Source organism: Methylophilus glucosoxydans, from assembly GCF_042676145.1.
Lineage (GTDB): Bacteria > Pseudomonadota > Gammaproteobacteria > Burkholderiales > Methylophilaceae > Methylophilus > Methylophilus glucosoxydans.
In genome coordinates, this window is the sequence record NZ_JBHTJW010000002.1 from 1,813,822 (window position 1) to 1,838,929 (window position 25,108).

Genomic DNA, 25,108 nt, shown 5'->3' on the forward strand with positions numbered 1-25,108 from the left:
TCTGCTTTCCCATTATTCTCCACTTTGTACTGAAACACGTTTTATCAATCCGCTCATGCAGCATCTGTTAAATCCTCCCCAGCGTGAAGCGATTCACTATCTTGACGGCCCGTTGCTGGTACTGGCAGGCGCTGGCAGTGGTAAAACCCGCGTCATTACCCAAAAAATTGCCTACCTGATCAACCAGGCGGGTTACCAGGGCCATCAAATCGCGGCGATCACCTTTACCAACAAGGCCGCGCGTGAGATGCAGGAACGCGTGACCCCCTTGCTGGAAGGCAAAAGTGGCAAGGGACTTACCGTCACCACTTTTCACTCCCTAGGCTTGCAGATTTTGCGCCAGGAAGCGGCGCTGCTCGGCTATAAACCGCAATTCTCCATTCTGGACGCCTCGGACAGCTTTAAAATCCTCAGTGATATTTTAGCCACCACCGACAAGCAACTGTTGCGCAAAACACAATGGCAAATCTCCAGTTGGAAGAATGACTTTATCAGTCCGGATCAGGCCAAATCACAAGCCGATGAAGAGCTCACCCATGCCGCAGCCCGGGTGTACCAGCTTTATCAGCAAACCCTGCGCGCGTATCAGGCGGTAGACTTTGATGACCTGATCAAGGTGCCGGTGGAGCTGTTTGATCAGCACAGTGAAATGCTGGAAAAATGGCAACGCAAGTTGCACTACCTGCTCGTGGATGAATATCAGGATACCAATGCTTGCCAGTACAAACTGATTAAACAGCTAACCGGCCTGAGAGCACAATTCACCGCCGTAGGCGACGATGACCAGGCGATTTATGGCTGGCGTGGTGCCAACGTGGAGAACTTGCGTCAGTTGACCACAGACTTTTCCAAACTCAAGGTGATCAAGCTCGAACAAAACTACCGCTCTACCGTGCGGATTTTGCGCGCGGCCAACCACGTCATTGCCAACAACCCCAAACTGTTTGAGAAAAAACTGTGGAGCGAACTCGGCACCGGCGACCTGATCCACGTCACGGCGACGCAAAGTGAAGAGCACGAAGCAGAAACCGTGGTGATGAAGCTGCAAGCCCACAAATTCGAGCATCGCACGACTTACAAAGACTACGCCATTCTCTACCGCAGCAACCACCAGGCGCGGATTATTGAGCAATTTCTGCGTAACCACAAAATCCCCTACACAATTTCGGGGGGCCAATCCTTTTTTGACAAGGCTGAGATCAAAGACATCATCAGCTACCTGCGCCTGATCATGAACGAAGATGATGATCCTGCGTTTATCCGTGCCGCCACCACGCCGAAAAAAGGCATAGGCAACACCACGCTGGAGCGATTGGGCGAATACGCCAGCGCGCACAAAATGTCATTGTTTGCCGCCGCCTTTGAAGGTGGCTTTCAGCATGAGGTCGGCGCCAAACAGCTGGATGACCTGCTGACCTTCTGCCGTTTTATCCAAACACTGCAAGGCCGTGCTGTCAAAGACCCTGCTAACGAAGTGCTCAGCGACTTACTCACCGCCATCCAGTATGAAAGCTATCTGTACGACGGTGAAGAAGCCAGATCTGCCGAGACGCGCTGGAGCAATGTACAAGAATTCGTCGCCTGGCTCAGCAAAAAAGGCGAAGCCTCGACCGAGTTCGGCCATGAATCGGACGGTAAAAACCTCATCGAACTGACACAACTGGTTTCGCTCATCACCATGCTAGAAGGCCGCGAAGATGGCGAGCCAGATGCCGTCAAACTCTCTACCCTGCACGCCTCAAAAGGACTGGAATACGGCCATGTGTTTCTGATCGGCTGTGAAGAAGGCATCCTGCCGCACACCAACTCCATCGACGCTGACCAGATTGAAGAAGAACGCCGACTCATGTATGTAGGCATCACCCGCGCCCAAAAGTCACTCAACATCACCTGGTGCAAAAAACGCAAACGGGCGGGTGAAATGCAAGCCTGCGAGCCTAGCCGTTTTATTAGCGAATTGCCTAAAGATGATGTGAAGCACTTTGGCAATCCGTTTAACGGGCCGGATCAGGTGCTTAGCAAAGATTATGGAAAAAGTAAGATGGCGAATATCAAGGCGATGCTGGCAAGTAAGCCCTCGTAAATGTAAAGCGCTTGTTGAAGGCTACACAGATAGTGCCCATGCTATAATTCCATCACTTTTCAACTTAGCAATTTAATCATGTCACAAAAAGTCGCTTTAATTACAGGCATCACAGGACAGGATGGTGCATATCTGGCCGAGCTCTTATTGAACAAAGGCTATATCGTGCACGGCATCAAGCGACGCGCCTCTCTGTTCAATACCGATAGAATTGATCACCTCTATCAAGATCCGCATATTGAACATCAGAATTTTATCTTGCACTATGGCGACCTGACTGATTCGACAAATCTGATCAGAATTATTCAGCAAGTCCAACCAGACGAAATCTACAACCTGGCGGCCATGAGCCATGTCGGTGTTAGCTTCGAAACGCCTGAGTACACTGCGAATGCAGATGGCATTGGCACACTACGCATTCTCGAAGCAATCCGGATTCTTGGACTAGAGAAAAAAACTCGTTTTTATCAAGCATCGACTTCTGAGTTATATGGCTTGGTGCAAGAAACACCGCAAAAAGAGACCACTCCATTTTATCCACGTAGTCCTTATGCTGTTGCTAAAATGTATGCTTATTGGATTACAGTTAACTATCGTGAAGCGTATGGTATTTATGCGTGCAATGGCATCCTGTTTAATCATGAATCGCCAATTCGTGGTGAAACATTTGTAACTCGAAAAATTACACGCGCTCTTGCCAGAATAAAGTTGAGTTTGCAAGACTGCCTGTACCTTGGCAATTTGGACTCCTTACGTGACTGGGGTCATGCCAAGGATTATGTCGAGATGCAATGGCTAATGTTGCAGCAAGAACAACCAGAAGATTTTGTAATTGCTACAGGTAAACAATATAGCGTTCGTGACTTTGTGAATGCCGCTGCCAAGGAACTTGATATGGTCATTACTTGGAAAGGGAGTGGCATAGACGAAAAAGGTTACTGGGGCGACAAGTGTATCATTCAGGTTGACCCTCGCTACTTTAGACCCACGGAGGTTGACACCCTGCTTGGCGACCCGACCAAAGCCAAACAGAAGCTCGGATGGACACCAAAAACCTGCTTTGAAGAGTTGGTCTCTGAAATGGTGCGTGAAGATTACAAGTCTGCCCAGCGTGATGAGTTAATAAAACACCACGGCTATAAAGCCATGGATTATCACGAGTAACAAATGGAAAAAAGCGCGAAAATTTACATTGCAGGTCACCGTGGCCTGGTTGGTTCTGCTATCGTCAAAGTGCTGTTAGCAAAAGGTTACAGCAATCTTGTGATGCGTACGCATGCAGAACTTGATCTGACTTCACAGCAAGCTGTCATTGAATTTTTTTCAAAAGAAAAACCTGAATACGTGTTCTTAGCTGCTGCCAAAGTGGGTGGCATCCATGCCAACAACACCTACCCCGCTGAATTTATCTATGATAACTTAGCCATCCAGACCAATGTAATTCATCAATGTTATGTGCATGGAGTAAAGCGGTTACTTTTTTTAGGCTCAAGCTGCATTTATCCAAAACTCGCTCCACAACCTATCAAAGAAGAGTATCTGCTGACGGGCGCGCTTGAACCAACAAATCGGCCTTACGCACTCGCAAAAATTGCCGGGATAGAAATGTGCTGGAGTTACAACAGACAGTATGGAACACAATTTTTAGCGGTAATGCCAACCAATCTGTATGGACCAGGTGACAACTATCATCCAGAAAATAGTCATGTAATACCTGCACTTATTAGAAAGTTTCATGATGCTAAAATTAATAATTTACCCGACGTGACAGTATGGGGAACTGGGACGCCAAGGCGGGAGTTTTTATTCAATCAGGATATGGCTGATGCGTGCGTTTTTTTAATGCAATTAGAGGAAAGTAAATTTCGTAGTTTATTAAATAGTGATCAACCTGCTTCCGAAAAATTCCAACCGCCATTAATCAATGTCGGTTTCGGAAGCGACGTTACAATTGAATATCTCGCAGACACTATTAAGTCAACTATTGATTTTCAAGGTCAAATTATATATGACAAGACCAAACCTGATGGTACACCTCGAAAATTAATGGATTCATCTTTACTCTTTTCATTAGGCTGGCAACCCAACACTGCTTTAAAGGATGGGCTCTCTCGAGCTTATGCAGAATTCAAAAATAAATATTAGCGATTTACTCTCCCAAAGTTATTCATGAAAAATATTCTGCTAACCGGTGGTGCCGGATATATTGGCTCTCATACCTTTATTGAACTCTTTCAATGTGGGTTTAGACCAATCATTTATGATAATTTTTCAAACAGTAAAATTGAAGTTATCAATAGACTCTCTCAAATCTGCAACTCAGAAATTGAGTACATTAAAGGTGACATAAGAGATCAAAACCAACTTGAAGCTAGCATAAGAGATTATAACTGTGAGGCAATAATTCACTTTGCAGGGCTAAAAGCAGTTGGTGAGTCTGTTTCCAATCCAGATTTATATTATTCAAACAATTTAACCGGTACAGTTTGTTTACTCAATGCCATCAATAATACTGGCGTAACCAAATTAGTATTTAGTTCATCCGCAACTGTTTATGGGAAACCAATTTATTTACCAATAGATGAGAAACATCCTCTCTCAGCAACAAACCCTTACGGCAGAACAAAATTATTCATTGAGGAAATGCTAAGAGATTACGCTAATGCTTTTCCTAAACTAAAAATAGCGATTTTGAGATACTTTAATCCAGCAGGTGCGCACGAGAGCGGTTTAATAGGTGAGGATCCTCTTGGCATTCCAAATAATCTAATGCCATATGTTTCTCAAGTGGCAGCAGGATTAAGAACACACGTGAACGTTTGGGGAAATGATTATGAAACTCATGATGGCACTGGAGTTAGGGACTTTATTCATGTTACAGACCTGGCAAAAGGTCATATCAAAGCTTTAAATAAGCTTGATGATCTCACCTCTATCGCAGTGAATCTTGGCACTGGAAAAGGTTATAGCGTTATGGACATAATTAAAACATTCCAAGAAGCAGCTGGAACAGAAATTCCTTATCAGTTCAAAGATAGAAGAAACGGTGATGTTGCTTCTTGCTACGCAAATCCATCATTTGCCAACAAAATAATTGGCTGGAAAGCTGAGAGGAATTTATTTGAAATGTGTAAAGATCACTGGAATTGGCAAAAGAACAATCCGAATGGTTATTAAAGATAAATGAATAACGTTGACTCAAATATTACGACTATTGAAGCAGGTAAGTTGGAAAAGGCTTATTGGCTCGATCTATGGAAATACCGTGAATTATTTTTTTTTCTGGCTTGGAAAGATGTACTTGTCAGGTATAAACAAACAATGATTGGAATAACATGGGCTTTAATTAGACCTGTTTTGACAATGATTGTATTTACCTTGGTATTTGGGAAATTAGCCAATTTACCTTCGGATAACGTTCCTTATCCTATTTTAGTTTTTGCTGGGTTACTACCTTGGCAGTTTTTCTCAACGGCATTTGCAGAGGCTGGTAATAGTTTAATATCAAACGCCAATATGATTTCAAAAATATACTTTCCAAGGATGATTATTCCAGTCAGTGCAATTATTGTTACTTTAGTTGACTTTCTGATTTCATTTTTTATTCTTGTTATACTAATGTTTTGGTATGGTTACCAACCCAGCTTGCACATATTACTTTTGCCATTATTCATACTAATGTCAATTTTAGCTGCATTAGGTGCTGGGCTTTGGATTGCAGCATTAAATGTTGAATACAGAGACTTCAGATTTATTATCCCTTTTATATTACAGTTCGGACTGTACATTTCACCTATCGGCTTTAGCTCATCAATAATTCCAGAAAAATGGAAGCTGCTTTACTCAATTAATCCAATGGTTGGTATTATTGATGGCTTTAGATGGGCAATTTTGGGCCACCACGCTACAAGTAAGATTTACTTACCAGGACTATACCTCTCTTTATCGTTAATTCTTTTAATTTTAATTACGGGAATACGTTTTTTTAGAAACACTGAGCGTAGCTTTGCTGACGTTATATAAAATGACTACTGTGATATCCGTTGAAAACTTAGGTAAGAAATATAACCTTAGTCACAAATCGAAAGAGCGGTATAAATCTCTTAGAGATGTACTTACTAAGAAATTTAGCTCTATAAAACCAATAAATACTCCCCCCAGAAATACTGAAGAGTTTTGGGCTCTCAAAGAAATTAACTTCGAGATAAAACAAGGCGAAAAAGTTGGAATTATTGGTAGAAATGGTGCAGGTAAATCTACGCTCCTAAAAATACTTTCAAGAATTACCGAGCCATCTACTGGCAAGATTCAAATCAAAGGCAAAGTTGCAAGTTTGCTAGAGGTTGGCACAGGTTTTCACCCTGAACTTACAGGACGCGAAAACATTTATCTAAATGGTGCGATTTTGGGCATGAGTCGCATCGAAATTAAAAAAAAATTTGATGAAATTGTCGCCTTTTCTGAAGTAGAGAAGTTTCTTGATACTCCGGTCAAACGTTACTCCAGTGGTATGTACATGCGACTGGCTTTCGCAGTTGCAGCACATTTAGAACCTGAGATTTTGGTAGTAGATGAAGTACTAGCCGTTGGGGATGCTCAGTTTCAAAAAAAGTGCCTGGGTAAGATGGAGGAGATTGGGAAGAGTGGTCGTACAGTTTTGTTCGTGAGCCATAATTTGGATGCCGTCACAACTCTTTGCGATAAAGGGATAGTTTTAAACAATGGTAAGGTTGATTTCGTTGGTTCTGCTGAAGATGCTAGAGCAAAATACTTAAATCACTCATTAAAGTATAAAGCCTCTGTATATAACAACGCAGGGCGTGGAGGTACTGGTGGCGTTAGTATTGAGTACTTAGCAGTTGAGTCAGGTGATACATTGACCGCAGGCAACTCATTATTAGTCGCTCTTAGAGCTTCTGTTGATGATAAGTTTAGGCATCGAAAAGATTTGCAAGTGGCATTTGGAATTGACTCAGAAGATGGGGTTCGGTTGTATACATTTTTATCATCATGGATAAATTATGAATTGAATTTAAGTAGTGGCGAAATCAATCTAAATTGGCAAGTACAAAGCTTGCCATTGGTTCCTGGAAAATACTTTATTAGCGCCTCAGTGATATTTCAAGGAGAGACCCTTGATAGCATTTTACATTGCGGTGAATTTTTTGTTACTTATCCTAAGAAGCATATGCATATTGAACGACTTCATGGATGGGGACCTTTGGATTTAAACTGTCAAATATATAGTAAGTGAGTTTAATATGAGAAAAGAATTAGATGCAGGTGGGTTGCTTTATGTGGATTTGCTTAAAAAAGCATTAACAAATTGGATTCACGGTCATGAGGAGTTCATTAAAGTTGATTTAGCCCCTAGAAAAGCATATTTTGCAAAATGGATATTGCCTGAAAATACATTTTTAGTTAAACCGCAGAAGTTTGATGAAAAAAAACGTGAATCTGGTCTGGACTGGCCGGGAATGGCGCATACGATGATAGGATTAAAGCGTTTAAGCAATATACAGTTTTGTATAGAGCAAGTTATTAAAAATGACGTGCCTGGAGACTTTATAGAAACAGGTGTATGGCGTGGTGGAGGTGTGATTTTCATGCGTGGCATGCTCAAGGCTCTTAGTGTTACAGACCGTTTGGTCTGGGCAGCTGACTCATTCGAGGGGTTACCAAAACCAGACCCAGAAAAATATCCTGCTGACTTAGACGACCCACATTACAAAATTGACTATTTAAGAGTTTCGCTTGAGGCTGTTAAAGAGAACTTTTCCGCTTATGGTTTATTGGACAATCAAGTAAAGTTTCTAAAGGGTTGGTTTAAAGATACCTTACCTCAAGCACCTATAGATAAGTTGGCTATTTTGCGTTTAGATGGCGACATGTATGAATCTACTATGGATGCTTTAAAAAGTTTGTACCCTAAATTATCTACTGGTGGATATGTAATCGTAGACGATTATTCAATAGTAAACTGTGCAAAAGCAATACATGATTTTCGTGGTTTGCATAAAATCAATGATGAAATTATAGACATAGATGGTGTAAGTGCTTTTTGGAAAAAGACTTAATTTAGTTCTATAAATTTCGAGTTAATTAATTCTCTCTAACTGACTCCTTAAAGAATGCCTTTAATTTCTGTTTGCATACCGGCATACCGGCAGTCTGACATTCTGTTGAGAACAGTGCGTTCAGTACTTTCACAGAAAAATTGCAACTTTGAAGTCGTCATTACAGACGACACAGAAGATACAAGTGTAAAAAACGCACTTGGTGAGTTGTTAGAAGATTCTAGACTTCGATATATTAAAAATCCCAGTCGCTTGGGAGCGATCAATAATTGGAATGCTTGCATCAATTATGCTGCAGGTAGTGTTATAAAGATTTTGCATCATGACGATTGGTTTGAGGATGAATATAGCTTATTCAAATCCACAGAGCCAATTTTATCTGGTAAATGTCTAGTCGTGTTTACTGCTTGTTTTGCCAGAAACATTTACGGCAAGAAGCTTTTCTTACATCAAGCCAAAATTTCTGAAATAGAAAAAATTAAGCTTAATCCAGAAAGATTAGTATTCGCAAATTTAATTGGGCCTCCAAGCGTTGTCGCGTTTTCTAAAATCTTAGATGTCAGATTTAATGCAGGTTATACTTGGCTATCAGATATTGACTTCTATATTCGTTTAATGAATACCGCAAAAGGCAACTTTAATTATTTGGAAGCTCCACTAATAAATGTAACTGCAGACTCAATAGAGCAACTCTCAAGAGATTGTGAAAAGAACAAATTAAGATCATTAAAAGAAAATATTAGTATATTCTCTGAATATAAAGTTAAAAGACCACGAGGAGAAATCCTACGGCATTTTGGACCAATTTCTTATGGGCTCAGTTTGAAAGAACTATCACTTGCACTAATTTTCTCCTTAAAATCAAATCAAACAATTATTGCAATAAGCATTTTCAATGGGTTCATTAAACAAAAAATATATGGGATTAAAATGAGTTTAGTTAAATACCTTCTTGCCTTAAAAGGTAAAGTCATCTCACTTAAAAGTGAGATGACTGAAAAAAAAAATTCATACTCACAATCTGGAGAGGACCTAATTGTCAATTTCTTAATTGAATGGATGGGGTTGAGTGAAGTCAGTTATTTAGATTTAGGAGCGAATGACCCTATTCACCTTAACAATACCTATTTTTTTTATAAAAAGGGATATCGAGGGGTTTTAGTAGAGCCTGACTTATTCCTAGCAAATCAGCTAAAAAAAGTACGACCCAATGATGTATGTGAAATATCTGCAGTTGGTATAAATGATGACCCTGAAGTTACATTTTATAAAATGAGTTCAAATACTTTAAGTACAACTCAAAGTAGTACTGTTAAATTATATGAAAGCAACTCTGACCATAAACTAGCTGACGAGGTAAAAGTAAAGCAAATTCATATTAATGCGCTTCTGAAAAAATACTTTCCGCTCTCCTCCCCGACTTTTGTGTCTTTAGATGTAGAAGGAATGGATTTATCTATTATTAAGTCATGGGACTTTAATAAATGGCGCCCGAGTATCTTTTGCATTGAAACTTTGACTTACTCCCAAAATAAAACCGCAGAAAAGATCTCAGAAATTTTCGAATTTATGAAACTCAATGGATATATTAAATATGCCGACACTTACATAAATACTATTTTCGTGAACAGACAAGATTGGGACAAGAGATCTGGCTAGAATCCAAATTAGCCAATCAAACTGTCCGAATAACAATTATCTCATCATCATTTTGAAAAAATCCATCTTATTAAATGAGAAGATTAATTATAAAAATGCCTTACATGATTAAAGATTTTCTCAAAAAACTATTATTCTCAATCAAACCATTGTCTTATTTGGCAAGATATTCATACAACAGCTACTTATCCAAAAAGCGAGTTAAAAACCAATTTCATGATTTTTATAAGCTAAGTATGGACGAGCGGTTTGACTTAAAGTGGAGTAATCGTATTTTGTGTTTAGATGATAATACGAGTAACACAGGGTTCGATCGTCACTATATCTATCATCCGGCTTGGGCAGCACGAGTCCTTGTTAAAATAACGCCAGAAAAACACATTGATGTATCTTCCACATTAAGTTTTGCAAGTACGATATCAGCATTTATCAACGTAGAGTTTTATGATTTCCGTCCTGCTAATATTAAGCTGTCAAATCTGGTGTCCAAAGCTGCAGATTTGACTAATTTACCATTTGAAAATGGGACTATAAGTTCACTTTCTTGTATGCATGTTGTCGAACATGTAGGACTTGGTAGATATGGAGATCCCATAGACCCATATGGGGATATAAAGGCAATTAATGAATTAAAACGCGTTCTTTCATACGATGGCAACCTCTTATTTGTGGTTCCTGTGGGAAAACCAGTTATCTATTTTAATGCACATAGAGTTTACTCATATGAGCAAATAATTAGCTACTTCAGCGACCTTGAGTTGGTTGAATTTGCATTAATTCCAGAGAATGAAAACGATGGTGGATTAAACTATCATGCCAACGCTGAAGATGTTGCAATGCAAGAGTACGGATGCGGATGTTTTTGGTTTAGAAAAAAATGAAAGATCGTGAGATAAAAACAACTGTAATTTTACCAGTCTACAATGGACTACCTTATCTCAAGAGCTCAATTCAAAGTGTTTTGACTCAAAGTTTATCTGATTTCGAATTTATTATAATTAATGATGGCTCTAAAGATTCATCCGAGATAGATATAAAACAATTCTCTGATTTAAGAATACGATACTTTACTCAAACTAATTGCAGTTTAGCGACTACTTTAAATAGAGCAATTGCCTTGTCCAACTCTGACTATATAGCCAGAATAGATCAAGATGACATTATGATGCCAACTAGACTAGACAAGCAATTAAAGTATATGAAACAGCATCCTGAAGTAGCTATGGTTGGAACTTGGTCAAAAATAATAAAAGACAACCACCCCACTCTCAGGAATCACACCCATGCTATAAGTGACAAAGCAATAAAGTTAGAATTATTATTCGATAATCCGTTTGTACACTCATCAATAATGATTAGAAAAAGTGTGTTGGATATGGTTGGGGGATACTGTGAAGATAAATCAAGACAACCACCAGAAGACTATGAGCTATGGTCAAGAATATCTCGTAATTACAAACTATCTAATATTCCAGAATATCTAATGGAATATAGAGAAGTGGACACTAGTATGTCGAGGACAGGGGTAAACCCTTTTTTAGAAAATGTAACTAAAATTTCTTCCGAAAATTTATATTATTGGTTAAAAGATAGCTACTCTTTACAGGAGTGCCTACAACTTTCCTGCCTATATCATGGTTTCAGAAGTCAACAGAAATCACCATCTGCGCTTTCCAAGAGAAAAGCAATAAAAATGTACTTACTTGCTGTAGATAAAATTTCTGAAAATATTAAAGAAAATAATACCGAGTTTAATATTATTGTTGATAAACAACTTAAGCAAATCAAATCTAGATTTTTATATAGTTACATTCCATCTTTTTTAAAACCACTCTTAAAATCACTGAGAAATAAAGTATTAGGTAAAGGCTAGCTGAATGAGTACACTATTAATTGGTGGTGGTGGATTTATTGGTAGCAGCTTAATTCCATACTTATTAGAAAGTGGTAGAGAACATATTATTGTCGTTGGTCGTAGCAAAACACCAAAATTAACTTTACCTACGACAGTAAAGTATTTATCAGGTGATATATCTAATGAAGTTTTTGCAAGAAAACTACTCTCTGATGCTGATGAAGTTATGGATCTTGCCTATTCAACTGTACCTAAAACTAGTTTCGATGATCCTATACACGACGTTTTGGGCAATTTGCCTTCAACCGTTAATTTAATAAAACTAGCTTCTGAATATGATTTAAAGAAATTTTTATTGGTTTCTTCTGGAGGTACAGTTTATGGTAACGCAATGTATTTACCCATAGATGAAGCACATCTTACTAATCCAGTATCACCATATGGAATTACTAAACTAGCCTCAGAGAAATACGCTTTGATGTATCAGCGTCTTGCAGGCTTACCAGTAACCATTGTACGTCCCGGAAATCCCTACGGAATCAATCAAATGCCGGGTAAAGGTCAAGGTTTTATTGCAACTGCAATTTTTCAAATTTTGAAAAATGAACCAGTAAGCATATTTGGTCAGAATGGAACTATTCGAGATTATATTTATATTAACGATCTAGCCAAGGGTATTCTTTGCGCTTTAGAGAATGGTAAATCTGGAGATATTTTTAACATAGGAACCGGTATTGGTTATAGTAACCGTCAAATAATTAACCATATAATAAAATTAGCGAGCAGTTCTAAATTAAAACTCAATATTCTTCCAGAGAGACCATTTGATGTTGCAGAGAGTGTACTAAGTCCAGCAAAACTCACCTATGTTTCTGGATGGCGACCAGAATTTTCAATTGAAGACGGATTACATGCCACCTTAAACTGGGCCAGAAAATTTATTAACTAAACTATGCGCGTTTTATTTTGTTCAGAATTTTATTATCCCAGTGTTGGTGGCGTACAAGAAGTGATGCGTCAAGTTGCTGAGAGACTCGTAGAGCTTGGTCATGATGTAACTGTGGCAACCTCTAAATTAGCAAACCGAGCCACTCTGCAACTAAACGGTGTAAGCATTAAAGAATTTGATGTAAAAGGAAATTTTGTTTCTGGAATGCTTGGAGAGGTGCTCGATTATCAAACTTATCTAATTACATCTGAATTTGATGTAATAATGATAAAAGCTGCCCAACAATGGACTTTTGATGCTACTTGGGAGATCATAGATCGCATTAAAACGCCCAAGGTCTTTATTCCATGTGGATTTTCTGCTCTGTATAATCCAGAATATGAAGCGTATTTTAAGTTAATGCCTGCAATTTTGAAGCAATTTGACCATTTAATTTTTTATGCAAGTAAATATAGAGATATAGAGTTTGCAAAAAAAAATGGCATAACAAACTATTCAATTTTACCAAACGGTGCAAGCGAAAAAGAATTTAACTGCCTAAAAGATTTACGCTTTAGAGAAAGAAATAAAATTAGTGAAAACTCTTTTCTCTATCTAACAGTAGGTAGCTTTACTGGGACTAAAGGCCATTGGGAAGTTGTCAAAGCTTTTGAATCACTCGATCTACAACCAAATGAGCATGCTACATTGATTCTTAATGGTAATATCCCTTATACCAGTACACACGATATTTGGCGTAATTTGAAACTGGTCTTTAATTCAAATGGTCTTTTTATTGGAATTAAACATTTAGTCTATATTTTATTTAAAAAATTAGGGGTTACATTTAAAAAGAAATCCCCTGAAGAAATTGCAAAAACAATAAATCTTAAACAATCTAATAAAAAAGTAATTATTTCGGATTTTCCTAGAAATGAGTTGATTCAAGCATTTATGAATGCAGATCTGTTCGTATTTGCGTCAAATATCGAATACTCTCCACTCGTTTTATTCGAATCAGCTGCAGCGGGAACACCATTTCTAACGGTAGATGTTGGAAATTCACTAGAGATTCTTGAATGGACTGGAGGTGGTTTTGTATGTGAATCATATAAAAATCATCGCAACTTTACTAATGTTGAGATTCAGCACTTAGCAACCTCCATGCGCAACTTAATGAACGATAAATCAGCTCTTGATCAAAAAGGACGTCAAGGGAAAATAAAATGGCAAGAAAAGTTTACTTGGGATGTAATTACAAAAAAATACGAAGCAATTCTTATGTCCGTTTGTAATAGAAAATAATTTAAATTATAGTGATTATAGATATTCTTAGATAAAAAACTTTATGGTAGTGGTTAGATTAATAGGCGGACTCGGTAATCAACTATTTCAGTACGCTGCTGGAAGAGCACTTGCAGAAAATAACTTATCAGAATTGAAACTAGATTTGAGTGGCTATCAAAATTACAATTTGCATAATGGCTATGAATTAAATCACTTCAAAATCAAAGCAGACATTGCTACTCAAGAAGAAATTAAAGTTTTAACAAAGCCAAGAACGAGATTAGTTAAATACATAATTAAAAAATTAAGATTGCCGAACGGTAAGCATTACTTGGAAAGTAGCTTTGCTTTAAACAGAATTTTTTTTAAGCTCAAATCGCCTGTATATATAGATGGTTATTGGCAGTCGCATAAGTATTTCGATTCAATTAGGGGAACTTTAATTAGAGAGTTGACCCCAGTTAATGAACTGTCTGAGATGAGCTCTCAAATTAAGAGTCAGATTGAAAAATTAAACGCTGTATCGATACACATACGACGTGGTGATTATATTAGCAATCCTAATACAAATAAAGTACATGGATTTTTAGGGCTTGAATACTACAAGAAGGCAATAGCACATATTACTAGTTTAGTATCTGAACCTTTTTATTTTGTTTTTTCTGATGATATCGGTTGGGCTAAAGAGAATCTTAATTACTTAAATAATGTGATATTCGTTGATCATAATTCTGGCAAAAACTCATATGAAGATATGATATTGATGGCAGCATGTAAACATCATGTAATTGCAAATAGCTCTTTTAGTTGGTGGGGTGCATGGCTAGGTTCAAATCCTGAAAAAGTCGTTATCGCGCCCTTGAATTGGTTTGCTGACAACTCTAGAGACATTAGTGATCTTTGTCCTCCCTCATGGTATTTAATTTAGCTTTGATCAAGTACTGTTTTAATTATTGGCTTGTCTAAAAAACTCAGTAGAAATGATAAATTGATTTAATTGTTAATTGTATTTCATAATTATGTTCTCAATCTCAAAGAATGACCGTTGAAACTTTACATCATAAAGACACGCCTACTATTAGCATTGCAATGCCGGTATTTAATGCGGGAAAATATTTGAATGACGCTGTAAAATCCATAATCAATCAAACATTTAAGGACTGGGAATTAATTCTGATTGACGATGGCTCTACCGATAACTCTGTAGAGGTCATTAGAGAAATAAAAGACGATAGAATTATTATCTTGCAGGATGGAAAAAATGAGGGGCTTGCAAAACGATTGAACCAAGCGATTGATATTGCCAGAGGTGATTATTTTGCTAGAATGGATGGCGATGATATAGCTGTCGAGTGTCGATTAGAAAAACAGATTAAATTTCTTAAGGATAACCCTGGTATTGATTTACTATCTACCCGAGCTTATAAAATTAATGAAGAGAACGACATAGTTGGTGAGCTTCCTTTTGATCAAACGCACCGTAAACTCACTCGCTATATTTGGCGTAGTATATATATGCCTCACCCTACTTGGCTTGGAAAAACTGAGTGGTTTAGAAGATTTAAATATAAACTGCCAGCCTCCTACTTAAGCGAAGATCAAGAGCTTTTACTCAGAGCCAGTAAAACTAGTAAATATGCTTGTTTAGATGAGTTTCTGTTGCTCTATAGAGTAAAGACAAACATAGATTTTAAACGCCAATTACTCACCTACTACAGCATACTGAAATTTCAAACAACTTACTTCATCAAAACAGAACAATATCTCTTGCCCTTAGTTTTAGCAAGCTTCACAGTCAGATGTATAAAAACAATCAGAGCTCTGGTTTTACAGTCAGTTAAATGAAAAGAATTTGTATTGTATTAACAGCTGAGTATGCTTTAAAAGCTTTTCTTAAAGAGCATATAAAACTACTATCCCAACACTACGATGTATATGTTGTTCTTAATACTCAGGATAAAAACCTATTAAAAAACTTAAATCTTAATGCAAATTTGATCCCGTTAAGGATCGAAAGAGAAATAAACATCATTGCAGATATAAAGGTTTTAGCTAGTTTGTTTTGGTTATTTCTTACAGTACGTTTCGACTCAGTCCATTCTATTACACCTAAAGCTGGACTCCTGACGATGTTAGCCGCTTGGCTAGCTAGAATCAAAATACGTATTCACACCTTTCAGGGGGAAGTTTGGGTTACGAAACGTGGATTAATGAGAAAACTACTCGTATTTCTTGATAAGGTTATAGCCACTATCAGTACGAATGTAATAGTTGTTTCACATTCTGAGAATTCCTTTTTAGTAGAAAACAAAATACTCAAAAAAAATCAGGGTATTGTTTTTCACGAAGGCTCTATTTCAGGAGTCAATTTAGAGAAATTCAGGCCTTGTTCAAAGCTTTTTTTGTCTACTAGACAAAATTTAGGAATATCTGAAGATGATGTAGTTCTTTTGTTTTTAGGAAGGCTAAATAAAGATAAAGGTATATTAGATTTAGTTCATGCATTTAAAGGTATAACTAACCATAATGCAAAACTTCTGTTTGTTGGGCCTGATGAACATGATTTAACACCTGCCATAAAAGAAATATTAAATGACAAACTACATACTTTATTCTTTGTACCTGAAACACTCAATCCAGAAAGATACATGGTAGCAGCTGACATTCTCTGCCTACCAAGCTACAGAGAAGGATTCCCAACTGTAATCATCGAAGCTGCAGCTTGTGGAGTAACTGCACTTGGCTCTGATATTTATGGCGTGAATGAAGCAATTGTAAATCATAAAACTGGATTACTTCATGAACCTAGAAATGTTAATGATATAACTTATAAATTAAACTCTTTAATTAACAATCCTGAATTGAGGAAAACTTTGAGCGAGAGTGCTTATAAAAGATCAATAGATTCTTTTGATAGCAATCTTTTAACACAGGCATGGCTAGACTTTTATCAAAAGACGATTGGTTAAATAGAAGAAAGATTTATTTAATAACTCTTTAAAAGAGACAATAAGATTAAAATATCATGCAATCAAGTTCTTAATAAAATCCACCTCGTTAAATCTCTCAGAACAAATCGAAAAAGTAATTACTTAGCTAAAAGCCTGATATTAGTCCTAAATATCAACCAAGGTAAATCATTATTTTGATTAAAAGAACATTTGATATCCTGAATGTAGTTATAGCAATACTCTTATTTAGTCCATTGCTTGTATTCAGTTATCTTTTAGTAAAACTAACCTCTGTGGGCCCTGCATTATATTGGAGCCAGCGTGTTGGCAAAAACAATATGTTGTTCCAAATGCCAAAATTCCGGTCCATGCGTGTTGGAACGCCTCAAATTGCCACACATTTGATGAATCAGCAAAGGGATCGAAATGCATTCTTAACACCGGTAGGAAGTTTTATCAGAAAAACTAGCCTGGACGAGTTACCGCAATTATGGAGCGTGCTGAAAGGGGATATGTCTGTTGTCGGGCCACGTCCTGCGCTCTTCAATCAAGACGATTTAATCGCATTGCGCACTGAAAAAAACGTTCATACGCTGAAACCAGGCATCACTGGCTGGGCGCAAGTAAATGGACGGGACGAAATTCCCATTCCACAAAAAGTGGCTCTGGATGAATACTATCTAAAGCATCGATCAATCTGGTTAGATATTAAGATTATCTGCATGACAGTGATCAAGGTCATCCGGCGTGATAACATCACGCATTGATTGATTATTTGATTTCTATGCTCAGGCTACCAGCACGCGTTTTGTCTTTTCTTGCTTTTAAACATGATGCGGTCGTTGTGATCGTGGCATGGGTATTTGCGTTCTTGTTACGCTTTAACTTCCAGATACCGCCCAACTTTGTACAGCATATCTGGCAGACATTGCCAGTGATTTTTGCCATTCATGCGATCTGTTTTTATAGCTTTGGCCTGTATAAAGGACTTTGGCGGTTTGCCAGTCTGCCCGATTTAAAACGGATTATGCGCGCAGTAGGATTTGCTGCCTTGCTTAGCGCAGCGTATGCCCTGCTGGTCCACCCAACGATCATCATCCCGCGTTCGGTGCTGATCCTGAATCCTATGTTGCTCATTTTGGCCATGGGCGGGAGCCGTTTTTTATACCGTGCCTGGAAAGAGCGGCGTTTATTTAATACGGTTGCGCTGCAAGGTAAACCTGTGATTGTGATCGGGGTTGAAGATGCTTCTTTTAACCTGATTAAAGAGCTCAGTAAAAATCCGGAATGGCGTGTCGTGGCCATGATAGATCCAGCGAACAGGCTGGTGGGCCGCGAAATCATGCACACCAAGGTAGAAGGTGGTCTGGAAGATATTCCAGCAATTGCCGCACGTTATGGCTGCCAGCATTGCATGATCGCGATGCCAAGTAGCCGACACCAGAAACGCAGATTGGCGGTGGAAGCCGCCAGAAAATCTCCCGAGATGGAAGTTTTGACCCTGCCAGCCATGTCTGACCTGATCAGTGGCCGGGTCAGTCTCTCGCAAATTCGCAAGATTGATGTCGAGGACTTGCTGGGACGAGATGTGGTGCAGCTGGACACCCATGGCTTGAGTACGATGTTGGCTAACAAGGTAGTGCTGGTCTCGGGGGCTGCGGGCTCCATTGGCTCTGAACTGTGCAGACAAATACTGAGTTTTCACCCGGCACAATTAATCTGTCTGGATATCTCGGAATATGCGTTGTACACCTTGCAGCAAGAATTTAATCAGTCCGTCACCAATACAGAGCTAGTCTATCTGGTGGCCGATGTGAAAAATCAGGCCAGGATACAACGCATCTTGCAAAATCATCAGCCGGAGGTTGTGTTACATGCCGGGGCTTATAAGCATGTGCCTATGATGGAGCATTTTAACGTGGTAGAGGCCTTGCAGAACAATGCCTACGGCACCTACCAGATTGCAGCGGCGTGCCAGGCGGCTAATGTGCCCACTTTTGTGCTGGTCTCCACTGATAAAGCAGTGAATCCGACCAATGTCATGGGCGCCAGCAAGCGTCTGGCCGAACTCATTTGTCAGGGCTTGCAAAACAAGCAAAATCACACCCGTTTTATCACGGTGCGTTTTGGCAACGTGCTGGGAAGCAGTGGCAGCGTGATTCCAAAATTCCGCGAGCAAATTGCGCACGGCGGCCCAATCACAATTACCCACCCGGAGATCACACGCTACTTTATGTCCATCCCTGAGGCCGCGCAACTGGTATTACAGGCAGCGACCATGGGCAACGGCGGTGAAGTCTTTGTAATGGATATGGGCACACCGGTCAAAATCATTGATCTGGCACGCGACATGATTAAACTATCCGGTCTGCAAGAGCAAGAAATACGCATTGAGTTTACCGGCCTGCGTCCGGGTGAAAAGCTTTATGAAGAGTTGCTGGCAGATGATGAAAACACCTTGCCGACGAGCCATGAAAAACTACGGATTGCCCAAGCGCGCAGTGCAGATAGCCTTTGGCTGACGCAGTTGCTCGAGTGGTTGGCGACCATACCGCATTTGCCAGAGTCTCAAATCAAGCAAGACTTGCAGCGCTGGGTCGAGGAGTATCAGCCAGATACCCGGCCCGCACCCTCTGTCTCTTTACGTGCCACTCTGGCGCCCTTAGAGACCCTCCCCTCGCCTTCACAACAGATACACTGATATGCCTTTAATCACACTCAAACAGGCCAGCCTGGCCTTTGGTCATGTGCCATTACTGGACCAAGTCAACTTTCAGCTGGATAACAAGGAGTGTGTCGGCATCATTGGCCGTAATGGTACCGGTAAATCCAGCATGCTTAAAGTGGTCGCCGGGCTGATCAAACTGGATGATGGCGAATATTGGCGCGACCCTGGCAGCAAGATTGCCTACGTACCGCAAGAGCCCGAGCTGGATGCAGCGCATGATGTGTTTACTGCCGTCGCCCAAGGCTTGGGGAATGTCGTCACACAACTTAAAGAATATCATGACCTGTCACTGCAGTTGTCGCAGACGCAAGAGACTGAAGCTTTGCTCGATCGCATGCAAGTATTACAGCACAGCCTGGAAGCTGAAAACGGCTGGGCGCTACAATCCCGCATTGCGTCTGTGTTGTCCAAACTTGGGCTACAGGCAGACACCCCAATTGCCACCTTGTCAGGTGGCTGGCGCAAACGCGTGGCCCTGGCACAGGCATTAGTGCAAGCCCCCGATGTCTTGTTGCTCGATGAACCGACGAACCACCTGGATCTGGAAGCAATCGTCTGGCTGGAGGAGCTGCTCTTGGGCTTTCAAGGCAGCGTGATGCTGATTACGCATGATCGTCGCTTTCTGGACCGCCTGTCTACCCGTATTGTCGAACTTGACCGCGGTCATTTAACCGAATTTACAGGCAACTATAGCCAGTACCAACTGAAAAAGGCTGAATTGCTGACCGTAGAAGCACAACACCAGGCCAAATTTGACAAGTTTCTAGCGCAGGAAGAAGTCTGGATCCGCAAAGGGGTTGAAGCCAGGCGTACGCGCAATGAAGGCCGCGTCAGAAGACTGGAGCAACTGCGGCTTGACCGCGCTGCACGCCGTGATCGTCAAGGTCAGGTGCACTTGCAACTCGATGCGGGCGAGCGCTCAGGCAAGCTGATTGCAGAACTGCAAGAAGTGCGCATGGCGTTTGGTGACAAAATGCTGATTAATCGCTTTAGTACGCGCATTATGCGGGGGGACCGCATCGGACTGCTCGGGCCCAACGGGGTTGGTAAATCCACGCTGCTCAAGCTGCTCTTGGGCGAGTTAGCGCCTAGCGCGGGCAAGGTACAACTGGGGACGAATATCCAGGTGGCCTACTTTGACCAGATGCGCGAACAGCTCAACCCGGAAGCAACGCTGATGGACACGATCAGTCCGGGATCGGAGTATGTGCAAATCGGTGAAACACGCACCCATGTGATTGGTTATCTTGAGGATTTTCTGTTTGCACCGCAACGTGCACGCTCCCCGGTCAAATCTCTGTCTGGCGGTGAACGCAATCGTCTGTTACTAGCCCGATTATTTGCGCGTCCGGCCAATGTATTGGTGCTAGACGAACCCACCAACGATCTGGATATCGATACGCTGGAACTGCTGGAAAACCTGCTGCAAGATTATGCGGGCACCCTGTTTCTGGTGAGTCATGACCGGGCATTCCTGGAAAATACGGTGACACAAGTCATTGCTTTTGAAGGCCAGGGCAAACTCACCGAATTTAGCGGTGGTTATGATGACTGGCTGCGCTTTAGCCAGCAGCGCGAAGCTGCAAATAAACCAGTCGAAAAACCGGTGCCTGCAGCCTCGTCCCCCGTCAGCACGAACGCCTCATCCAACACCTCAACCCGAAAAAAGTTGAGCTTTAAGGAACAGCGTGAGCTTGAAGCGCTGCCTGCAGAAATTGAACAATTAGAGCAAGAGCAAGCTGATATCCAGGCACAGTTTGCACAAGGCGACATTTACAAGCAAGCGCCTGAGCAGGTCAAGCAACGACAAGAGAGACTGGATGAAATTGAAGCGTTAATCTTGCAGAAACTGGAGCGCTGGGAATGGCTGGAAAGCCAGTAAGCAACGCTCAAGCTTGAAAGTGGCAATGATGAATTGCCATTTACGGTTGTGATCGTTTGATTTTAATGCGAGTTATACCGCAAAGCTGGTGCGAGAGCTATGGGCACCGTGAGTTTGGCCATTTTTGCCATAGAACTGCGTGGCATTGGTTGCTTTGCCTTGAATCGCATCCAGCTTTTCCTGGTTGCGTTGAAAATGCTTGTTGATCAGGATGCCGTTGATGCGGTTAAGCTCTTTTGCCTGCGCCAGTTTTTTCTGGAACTCCATCCATGCAGTATCCATCACTTTGCCATGTCCTAACTCCAGCCATTTAGCCATGCCTTTTTCATTGGCTTCGAAGCCGGCGGCCGACAAGGCAGCGTAACGCTGTTTTGCGGCTTCACCCAGCGCCTGTAGTAACTCTACACGCTGATCAATAATCCGTTCTATGGTGTCCAGGTCAGCTTTGACCAAGGCTTTTTGTTCATTCTGCAAATCTTCAATGAGCGCTTCAACCAGATTGGCATCCGCTTCAAAACTGATCTCAGGGATAGCGTTGCGATTTGCAGTTGTCATAAACATCATCCTTTTTTCGAATGTATCAAGTCCTTAACGGTTTGCAATAAGCCGTCAGCCACTTTACCCGTGTCGACAGTAAAGTCTCCACGCGCAATAGCACTTTTAATTTCGTCCACTTTGTGCGTATCAAACACCTCTGACGAGGCAATCCCCGCTTCAATGGACTGCATCTGCACCGATGCCGCGGACAATGTCACATTGTCTTTGCTGGCTGGCGTTGCCGATGTGCTTGTTTTTTCGGTACTTTTGCTGCTGGTACCTTTATCTAATACTGGTTTATCTACACCAATCCCAAGTTTCTTGATCGAATCTGAAATATTCATGCTATCCCTCTGCCTTGATGTCTGAGTTTGTCGGGTGACTAAACCCTCATTGATTAACAGTTCTATCGGCATAGTTTAAGCGAACTTTAGTTGTTAATATAGTTTTTATCTCAAGATTCTGATTGAGAAGTATTTTTTCATGGTTGTCGTGGTGAGTCTGCCTAATATCTTACATCGACTTTTCCACTCGACAGTGCAACCCCTTTAATCACCTGGCCGCTACTGACTTTGACATCCACCACCTGCCCTGCATTGGCTGTTTGCAGTGCAGTCCCATCTGCACTGACCACAAATCCTTCGCCACGGCTATTTAACTGTACAGTCTGACCCTGCATGATCACAGGTCTGGACTTAAGCAACTCTGGGCGCAACACCGTGCCCAGCGGCATATTCAAGGCGGCTTGTTTGCCTTCAAGCATGGACAAGTCCGTGATAATGCCAGCCGGTAACTTGCTTAAATCCCCTGATTGCAACACCACATCGTTCGGGCTGAGTAGTGCACCCTGACTGACTGGCACTGCCGTCACTGCATATTCAGCCCACACTTGCACGTCTGCCTGCACATACAGCGTCCACAACTTGGTCTCGGCTTGCAGGCAACGGACACCTATATGTGTTTTACCCCACAACCGTGAGCCTGGTACGGTAAATCCTTCCATCATGTCGCAGGCAGCAATACGAACACGGCTGTCCAGTGGCTGAATGTCGACATTGACTTTGCCTGGATAACCTTGCGTCTGGCTCTGCACATATTGCACAGCGGTTTGATATACGCGGCTGTGCATGTCTGCGACCGCCGGCTCAGCGACACGCTGATTGGCCAGCGTAGCGGTTGTCGCCGTACGGTCAGCTGCGTGCAAGACATGACTGAAGAACCCGGTCAGGGCAATCAGCATCGCACAAAAAATTGTAAGCAGACGAGGTTTCATGAGCATTCATTCTACGCACAACCGCTGGCGCTAAATGCTCAAATAAAGGGGATTTACCGCATTTAATTCAGAAATTGTTCATAAACGTGCGGCGTACACTAGGCATAGCTAGTAAAAGTGACTCGAGCAATAAGAGGTAACGAGTTATCAGGATTAACGGCCGTGTCTGGCAAACCTTTAGGATATTTTTGAATAAAGGTGTTTTGGCGACGAGGCTACAACAATCGCTAACCAAAGATTAAAGCCAGAGATTCAGGCAAGTGAAAGGAATCAATGATGATCAACAAATTAGACGCCGCACTGAATTTTCATCAGACGGCATTGCGTGTCCGCAATGAACGTCAAGAGCTGTTGGCATCCAATATCGCCAATGCGGATACACCGCAATACAAGGCACGCGATATCGACTTTAAAGCCGCCATGCAGGCCGCCATGCATCCAGCCAGTAGCACGGGTACAGCAACAGGTGGTTTGCAAAAAACCGACTCGGGCCACATGCAAGGTCAGCCGAATCAGGGTTACGCAGGCCCGGGTGATCCATTGTTCCGCACGGTGACGCAAGCCTCTGTAGACGGCAATACGGTAGACATGGATGCAGAACGTAATGCCTATGTCGATAACGGCATCCGTTATGAAGCAAGCTTAACCATGATCACCGGCCAGATCAAAAAAATGCTGACCGCAATCAATGGCCAGTAATTGAGTAAGGAGTACTGACATGTCTTTGTTTAATGTATTCAAGATTTCCGGCTCTGCGATGAGCGCACAATCCATGCGTCTGAATACCGTAGCCAGTAACCTGGCCAACGCGGACAGCGTGGTCAGCTCTGACGGCAAACCCTATCAGGCCAAACAGGTCGTGTTCAAGGCCGTGCAAGATGCGGCGAATCAAAACGCCAGCACAGTTGCGGTTGACGGCGTGATTGAAGATAACCGCCCCGGCAAAGTGGTCTACGACCCCAAACACCCGATGGCCAACAGTGAAGGCTATATCACCATGCCTAACGTCAACGTTACTGAAGAGATGGTGAACATGATCTCTGCCTCCCGAGCTTATCAAAACAACGTGGAAACCATGAATGCGGCCAAGACCATGTTGCTTAAAACACTCAATATTGGTCAATAACCTGCAGAAAGGAATCTCATATGACCACGGTGAATACTAACAATCAGGTCCCTCAAGACTTGCTCAATACAGTGAACAATCGCTCATCAAATACAACCAGTACCGATGATGCCCAAGATAGGTTCATGAAGCTTCTGGTGACGCAAATGAAAAACCAGGATCCGCTCAACCCGATGGACAATGCCCAGGTGACTAGCCAGATGGCGCAACTGAACACGGTAACCGGGATCAACAAACTGAATGACTCCATGACCAGCCTCATCAACAACGTGCAGATGGGCCAGTCCTACCAGGCGACCAGCATGATAGGCCGCAATATATTGTCTGCCGGCAATACCATGGAGCTGGGCGAAAAAGGCGCACTGTTCGGTGTCAACATCCCGAACGGAGCCGACAACCTGACCGTCACCATCAAAAATGGCGCAGGCACCGTCATTCAAACACTGACGCTAGGCAAGCAGGCCACCGGCATCAATGCCTTGGGTTGGGATGGAAAAGACGCGAGCGGGCAACCGGCACCGACTGGCACTTATACCTTTGAAACGACCGCAACACTAGGGGACGCAAAAACAACCAGCACCGCATTAAGCCTGGCCCAGGTGCAAAGTGTTTCACAAATGAACGGCTCGTCCAGACTGAATTTGAGTACAGGCAAGGACGTGGCACTGGCCGATGTCCTGGAAGTATTCTAAAGCCCCACAGAATGTAATCTTACGCAAGGA

The 25,108-nt window shown here is 41.6% G+C and carries 24 protein-coding genes; 21 read left to right on the plus strand and 3 right to left on the minus strand.

Annotation, left to right across the window (positions count from 1 at the left end):
* Positions 1 to 55 precede the first annotated feature (55 nt).
* From ACFQ1T_RS11275 to ACFQ1T_RS11360, 18 genes are all read left to right on the plus strand, one after another.
* Positions 56 to 2,083 carry a UvrD-helicase domain-containing protein gene (locus tag ACFQ1T_RS11275; RefSeq protein WP_379076665.1) on the plus strand — a complete coding sequence of 676 codons (2,028 nt, stop codon included), beginning with the start codon at positions 56 to 58 and terminating at the stop codon, positions 2,081 to 2,083.
* A 78-nt stretch (positions 2,084 to 2,161) separates the two neighbouring features.
* Positions 2,162 to 3,247 (plus strand): GDP-mannose 4,6-dehydratase, encoded by a 1,086-nt coding sequence (gmd, locus tag ACFQ1T_RS11280; protein WP_379076668.1) that lies wholly within the window; start codon positions 2,162 to 2,164, stop codon positions 3,245 to 3,247.
* A 3-nt stretch (positions 3,248 to 3,250) separates the two neighbouring features.
* The gene (locus ACFQ1T_RS11285; RefSeq protein ID WP_379076671.1) at positions 3,251 to 4,228 is read left to right on the plus strand and encodes a GDP-L-fucose synthase family protein; all 978 of its coding nucleotides are present in this window, start codon (positions 3,251 to 3,253) and stop codon (positions 4,226 to 4,228) included.
* Between the two features lie 24 nt (positions 4,229 to 4,252).
* A complete protein-coding gene (gene galE, locus ACFQ1T_RS11290; RefSeq protein ID WP_379076674.1) occupies positions 4,253 to 5,260 on the plus strand; it encodes a UDP-glucose 4-epimerase GalE in 1,008 nt (335 codons plus the stop codon).
* A 6-nt stretch (positions 5,261 to 5,266) separates the two neighbouring features.
* Positions 5,267 to 6,106: an ABC transporter permease gene (locus ACFQ1T_RS11295; protein ID WP_379076677.1), complete on the plus strand. Its 840-nt coding sequence runs from the start codon at positions 5,267 to 5,269 to the stop codon at positions 6,104 to 6,106.
* Between the two features lies 1 nt (position 6,107).
* On the plus strand, positions 6,108 to 7,337 hold the full coding sequence (locus ACFQ1T_RS11300) for an ABC transporter ATP-binding protein (protein ID WP_379076680.1): 1,230 nt from the start codon (positions 6,108 to 6,110) through the stop codon (positions 7,335 to 7,337).
* A 7-nt stretch (positions 7,338 to 7,344) separates the two neighbouring features.
* A complete protein-coding gene (locus ACFQ1T_RS11305) occupies positions 7,345 to 8,160 on the plus strand; it encodes a TylF/MycF family methyltransferase (RefSeq protein ID WP_379076683.1) in 816 nt (271 codons plus the stop codon).
* 54 nt (positions 8,161 to 8,214) lie between these two features.
* On the plus strand, positions 8,215 to 9,819 hold the full coding sequence (locus tag ACFQ1T_RS11310) for an FkbM family methyltransferase (protein WP_379076686.1): 1,605 nt from the start codon (positions 8,215 to 8,217) through the stop codon (positions 9,817 to 9,819).
* A 104-nt stretch (positions 9,820 to 9,923) separates the two neighbouring features.
* Positions 9,924 to 10,700 (plus strand): DUF268 domain-containing protein, encoded by a 777-nt coding sequence (locus tag ACFQ1T_RS11315; protein WP_379076689.1) that lies wholly within the window; start codon positions 9,924 to 9,926, stop codon positions 10,698 to 10,700.
* Positions 10,697 to 11,692, plus strand: a complete 996-nt coding sequence (locus tag ACFQ1T_RS11320; protein ID WP_379076692.1) for a glycosyltransferase family A protein — start codon at positions 10,697 to 10,699, stop codon at positions 11,690 to 11,692. The genes ACFQ1T_RS11315 and ACFQ1T_RS11320 overlap by 4 nt, the downstream gene beginning before the upstream one ends.
* 4 nt (positions 11,693 to 11,696) lie before the next feature.
* Positions 11,697 to 12,623: an NAD-dependent epimerase/dehydratase family protein gene (locus ACFQ1T_RS11325; protein WP_379076695.1), complete on the plus strand. Its 927-nt coding sequence runs from the start codon at positions 11,697 to 11,699 to the stop codon at positions 12,621 to 12,623.
* Between the two features lie 3 nt (positions 12,624 to 12,626).
* Positions 12,627 to 13,907: a glycosyltransferase family 4 protein gene (locus ACFQ1T_RS11330; RefSeq protein ID WP_379076698.1), complete on the plus strand. Its 1,281-nt coding sequence runs from the start codon at positions 12,627 to 12,629 to the stop codon at positions 13,905 to 13,907.
* Between the two features lie 43 nt (positions 13,908 to 13,950).
* Positions 13,951 to 14,817 carry an alpha-1,2-fucosyltransferase gene (locus ACFQ1T_RS11335; protein WP_379076701.1) on the plus strand — a complete coding sequence of 289 codons (867 nt, stop codon included), beginning with the start codon at positions 13,951 to 13,953 and terminating at the stop codon, positions 14,815 to 14,817.
* Positions 14,818 to 14,927: 110 nt separating this feature from the next.
* Positions 14,928 to 15,734 (plus strand): glycosyltransferase family 2 protein, encoded by an 807-nt coding sequence (locus tag ACFQ1T_RS11340; RefSeq protein WP_379076704.1) that lies wholly within the window; start codon positions 14,928 to 14,930, stop codon positions 15,732 to 15,734.
* Positions 15,731 to 16,858, plus strand: a complete 1,128-nt coding sequence (locus tag ACFQ1T_RS11345) for a glycosyltransferase (RefSeq protein WP_379076707.1) — start codon at positions 15,731 to 15,733, stop codon at positions 16,856 to 16,858. Before ACFQ1T_RS11340 ends, ACFQ1T_RS11345 begins: the two co-directional genes overlap by 4 nt.
* Before the next feature lie 176 nt (positions 16,859 to 17,034).
* Entirely contained in the window at positions 17,035 to 17,607 is a 573-nt protein-coding gene (locus ACFQ1T_RS11350; RefSeq protein WP_449288984.1) for a sugar transferase, read from the plus strand.
* A gap of 17 nt (positions 17,608 to 17,624) precedes the next feature.
* Positions 17,625 to 19,541 (plus strand): polysaccharide biosynthesis protein, encoded by a 1,917-nt coding sequence (locus ACFQ1T_RS11355; protein ID WP_379076710.1) that lies wholly within the window; start codon positions 17,625 to 17,627, stop codon positions 19,539 to 19,541.
* A 1-nt stretch (position 19,542) separates the two neighbouring features.
* Entirely contained in the window at positions 19,543 to 21,450 is a 1,908-nt protein-coding gene (locus ACFQ1T_RS11360; protein ID WP_379076713.1) for an ATP-binding cassette domain-containing protein, read from the plus strand.
* 72 nt (positions 21,451 to 21,522) lie between these two features.
* Here ACFQ1T_RS11360 and ACFQ1T_RS11365 read toward each other — a convergent pair whose 3' ends face one another.
* The 3 genes from ACFQ1T_RS11365 to flgA all read right to left on the minus strand — a co-directional run bounded on the left by ACFQ1T_RS11365 (position 21,523) and on the right by flgA (position 23,260).
* On the minus strand, positions 21,523 to 22,005 hold the full coding sequence (locus ACFQ1T_RS11365; RefSeq protein WP_194746909.1) for a flagella synthesis protein FlgN: 483 nt from the start codon (positions 22,003 to 22,005) through the stop codon (positions 21,523 to 21,525).
* A 5-nt stretch (positions 22,006 to 22,010) separates the two neighbouring features.
* Complete coding sequence (flgM, locus tag ACFQ1T_RS11370) at positions 22,011 to 22,331, minus strand: flagellar biosynthesis anti-sigma factor FlgM (RefSeq protein ID WP_275354946.1); 321 nt, start codon at positions 22,329 to 22,331, stop codon at positions 22,011 to 22,013.
* Positions 22,332 to 22,492: 161 nt separating this feature from the next.
* Positions 22,493 to 23,260 (minus strand): flagellar basal body P-ring formation chaperone FlgA, encoded by a 768-nt coding sequence (gene flgA / locus ACFQ1T_RS11375; protein WP_379076718.1) that lies wholly within the window; start codon positions 23,258 to 23,260, stop codon positions 22,493 to 22,495.
* A gap of 276 nt (positions 23,261 to 23,536) precedes the next feature.
* On the opposite strand from flgA, the gene flgB reads away from it, so the two are divergent.
* From flgB to ACFQ1T_RS11390, 3 genes are read left to right on the plus strand one after another with little or no spacing between them, the layout of a single operon-like run.
* A complete protein-coding gene (flgB, locus tag ACFQ1T_RS11380) occupies positions 23,537 to 23,959 on the plus strand; it encodes a flagellar basal body rod protein FlgB (RefSeq protein ID WP_313988846.1) in 423 nt (140 codons plus the stop codon).
* Positions 23,960 to 23,978: 19 nt separating this feature from the next.
* On the plus strand, positions 23,979 to 24,386 hold the full coding sequence (gene flgC / locus ACFQ1T_RS11385; RefSeq protein WP_194746913.1) for a flagellar basal body rod protein FlgC: 408 nt from the start codon (positions 23,979 to 23,981) through the stop codon (positions 24,384 to 24,386).
* Between the two features lie 20 nt (positions 24,387 to 24,406).
* Positions 24,407 to 25,078: a flagellar hook assembly protein FlgD gene (locus ACFQ1T_RS11390; protein ID WP_379076722.1), complete on the plus strand. Its 672-nt coding sequence runs from the start codon at positions 24,407 to 24,409 to the stop codon at positions 25,076 to 25,078.
* Positions 25,079 to 25,108 lie beyond the last annotated feature (30 nt).

Bases quoted from the DNA above. Each gene is read 5' to 3' on its own strand.
- ACFQ1T_RS11325 (WP_379076695.1), top strand. From the start codon at position 11,697: ATGAGTACACTATTAATTGGTGGTGGTGGATTTATTGGTAGCAGCTTA.
- ACFQ1T_RS11345 (WP_379076707.1), top strand. From the start codon at position 15,731: ATGAAAAGAATTTGTATTGTATTAACAGCTGAGTATGCTTTAAAAGCT.
- ACFQ1T_RS11355 (WP_379076710.1), top strand. From the start codon at position 17,625: ATGCTCAGGCTACCAGCACGCGTTTTGTCTTTTCTTGCTTTTAAACAT.
- galE (WP_379076674.1), top strand. From the start codon at position 4,253: ATGAAAAATATTCTGCTAACCGGTGGTGCCGGATATATTGGCTCTCAT.
- ACFQ1T_RS11320 (WP_379076692.1), top strand. From the start codon at position 10,697: ATGAAAGATCGTGAGATAAAAACAACTGTAATTTTACCAGTCTACAAT.
- ACFQ1T_RS11390 (WP_379076722.1), top strand. From the start codon at position 24,407: ATGACCACGGTGAATACTAACAATCAGGTCCCTCAAGACTTGCTCAAT.
- flgA (WP_379076718.1), bottom strand. From the start codon at position 23,260: ATGAAACCTCGTCTGCTTACAATTTTTTGTGCGATGCTGATTGCCCTG.
- ACFQ1T_RS11335 (WP_379076701.1), top strand. From the start codon at position 13,951: ATGGTAGTGGTTAGATTAATAGGCGGACTCGGTAATCAACTATTTCAG.
- ACFQ1T_RS11310 (WP_379076686.1), top strand. From the start codon at position 8,215: ATGCCTTTAATTTCTGTTTGCATACCGGCATACCGGCAGTCTGACATT.
- flgB (WP_313988846.1), top strand. From the start codon at position 23,537: ATGATCAACAAATTAGACGCCGCACTGAATTTTCATCAGACGGCATTG.
- ACFQ1T_RS11300 (WP_379076680.1), top strand. From the start codon at position 6,108: ATGACTACTGTGATATCCGTTGAAAACTTAGGTAAGAAATATAACCTT.
- ACFQ1T_RS11285 (WP_379076671.1), top strand. From the start codon at position 3,251: ATGGAAAAAAGCGCGAAAATTTACATTGCAGGTCACCGTGGCCTGGTT.
- ACFQ1T_RS11365 (WP_194746909.1), bottom strand. From the start codon at position 22,005: ATGACAACTGCAAATCGCAACGCTATCCCTGAGATCAGTTTTGAAGCG.
- flgM (WP_275354946.1), bottom strand. From the start codon at position 22,331: ATGAATATTTCAGATTCGATCAAGAAACTTGGGATTGGTGTAGATAAA.
- ACFQ1T_RS11275 (WP_379076665.1), top strand. From the start codon at position 56: ATGCAGCATCTGTTAAATCCTCCCCAGCGTGAAGCGATTCACTATCTT.
- ACFQ1T_RS11340 (WP_379076704.1), top strand. From the start codon at position 14,928: ATGACCGTTGAAACTTTACATCATAAAGACACGCCTACTATTAGCATT.
- flgC (WP_194746913.1), top strand. From the start codon at position 23,979: ATGTCTTTGTTTAATGTATTCAAGATTTCCGGCTCTGCGATGAGCGCA.
- ACFQ1T_RS11360 (WP_379076713.1), top strand. From the start codon at position 19,543: ATGCCTTTAATCACACTCAAACAGGCCAGCCTGGCCTTTGGTCATGTG.
- gmd (WP_379076668.1), top strand. From the start codon at position 2,162: ATGTCACAAAAAGTCGCTTTAATTACAGGCATCACAGGACAGGATGGT.
- ACFQ1T_RS11330 (WP_379076698.1), top strand. From the start codon at position 12,627: ATGCGCGTTTTATTTTGTTCAGAATTTTATTATCCCAGTGTTGGTGGC.
- ACFQ1T_RS11295 (WP_379076677.1), top strand. From the start codon at position 5,267: ATGAATAACGTTGACTCAAATATTACGACTATTGAAGCAGGTAAGTTG.
- ACFQ1T_RS11315 (WP_379076689.1), top strand. From the start codon at position 9,924: ATGATTAAAGATTTTCTCAAAAAACTATTATTCTCAATCAAACCATTG.
- ACFQ1T_RS11305 (WP_379076683.1), top strand. From the start codon at position 7,345: ATGAGAAAAGAATTAGATGCAGGTGGGTTGCTTTATGTGGATTTGCTT.